Genomic DNA, 1,738 nt, shown 5'->3' with positions numbered 1-1,738 from the left:
TGAGGGGTGCGACCTCTCCGGATCGTCCTCAACCCCTCACCCGGTCGGCTTGGCCGCCTCGACCTCTCCCGGACGGGAGAGGTGAGGGGCGCGCGCCGAGCAGCCGCGCCCGCCGCGCCAGGGTCCGCGCCCGGGCCCGCGAGGCCGGCTTCACCCTGGTCGAGGTCATCGTGGTGCTCTCGATCATGGGCCTGATCATGAGCCTGGTCGGCCCGCGCGTGCTCGGCTACCTCACCGACGCCAAGGCCAAGACCGCGCGCATCCAGGTCGAGACCCTGTCGAGCGCCGTCGAGCTGTTCTTCATCGACAACGGCCGCTACCCCCTCGACAGCGAGGGCCTGCAGGCCCTGGTCAGCCCGCCCGCCGCCCTGAGCTCCTGGAACGGGCCCTACCTCAAGGGCGCGGCCGTGCCCAAGGACCCCTGGGGCCGGCCCTACCTCTACGCCTCGCCCGACCGCGGCCGCAGCTTCCTGATCACCGTCACGGGCGCGGAGGGCCGCGAGGATCCCCGCGCCCGGCCGCGGCCCGGCTCCGCCCCCGCCCTGCCCGGCGGCGGGCGCCAGGCCGACCTGAAGGCCGACCGGCAGGCCGACCTGTCCGGGAGGGCGGCCGAGTGAGCGCCCCCCTGCCCCACCGCCTCGCCGGCCGCAGCGCCGCCCGGGCCGCCGCCCTCGGCCGCTGGTGGCGCGCGGAGCTGCGCGCGGGTCTCTCCGGCCTGCGGCCGGGCCGCGCGACGGCCGACCGGCCCGAGCCGCCGCCCCTGCGCCTGCTGCTGCGGCCGGACGCGCAGGGCCTCGGCCTGAGCCTCATGGCCCGCGGGGCGGAGCTGTCCGCCGAGCGGATCGCCTGGGCCGAGTACCGGCCGGGCCGGCTGGCCGAGGCCCGCGCCCGCGCCGCCGCCGGGGGCCGGCCGGTGCCGCTGAGCCTGGCCCTGCCGCACGCGGTCGGGCGCAGCCTGACCCTGCCGCGGCGGGCGCTGGCCCAGGCCGAGGCGATCGTGCGGGCCGAGATCGGGCGCAAGACGCCGCTGCGGCCGGACGAGATCGCGCTGGCCTGCGCGGTGGGCCCGGCCGCGGGCGAGCGGGTGCGGGTGCACTACCTGGTGGTGCCAGCCAGCCTCCTCGACCGGACGCTGGCGCGGCTCGGCCTGTCCCGGTCCGAGATCGCCAGCCTGGAGGCGAGCGCCAGCCTGGAGGGGGCGGCAGGCGCGGCGCTGGTGCTGCCGTTCGGGGGGGCGCGGGCGCCGTCCGGCCCCTCGGCGGGCCGGGCCGCGGCGGCCCTGGGAGCGGCCTGCCTGGCGCTGGTGCTGACGGGCTTCTGCGGCCTGGCCGGGCGCCAGGCGGCCTTGATCGGGGATCTGGAGGCGCAGATGGCGGCGGTGGCCGAGCCGGCGCGCGGCTCGGCGGCGCGGCTGTCGCGGGTGCACGGGCTGATCGACGCGGCGGGCGAGCTGGCGGGGCTGCGGGCGACGCCCGGCGTGGTGGCGGTGTGGGAGGAGCTGGCGCGGCTTCTGCCGGGCACGACCTACCTGACGGAGATCAGCGTGACGGGCTCGGGCGTCGAGCTTGCGGGCTACAGCGAGGCGGCGGCCGAGCTGATCGGCCGGCTGCAGGGCTCGCACCTTCTGCAGGGCCCGGTTCTGGTGGGCCCGATCGTGTTCGACAAGGCCCGCGCCCGCGAGCGCTTCGCCATCCGCGCGAGCTTGCGCGAGACACGCCTGCCCGAGGAGTTCCAGGAG

Annotated in this window: 2 protein-coding genes; both read left to right on the top strand. The window is 78.5% G+C overall.

What is annotated here, in order from left to right; genetic code table 11:
• The coding region (gene gspG, locus MOX02_RS30425; protein ID WP_244948465.1) for a type II secretion system major pseudopilin GspG at window positions 1-617 on the top strand (617 nt) is incomplete at its 5' end.
• Window positions 614-1,738 (top strand): PilN domain-containing protein (locus tag MOX02_RS30420; RefSeq protein WP_147029479.1); only part of this gene is annotated, 1,125 nt, incomplete at its 3' end. The genes gspG and MOX02_RS30420, both read left to right, overlap by 4 nt.

This window comes from Methylobacterium oxalidis (assembly GCF_007992195.1).
Classification (GTDB): domain Bacteria; phylum Pseudomonadota; class Alphaproteobacteria; order Rhizobiales; family Beijerinckiaceae; genus Methylobacterium; species Methylobacterium oxalidis.
The sequence above is the reverse complement of the archived record's forward strand: the minus strand, read 5'-3'. Positions and strand labels throughout refer to the sequence as shown.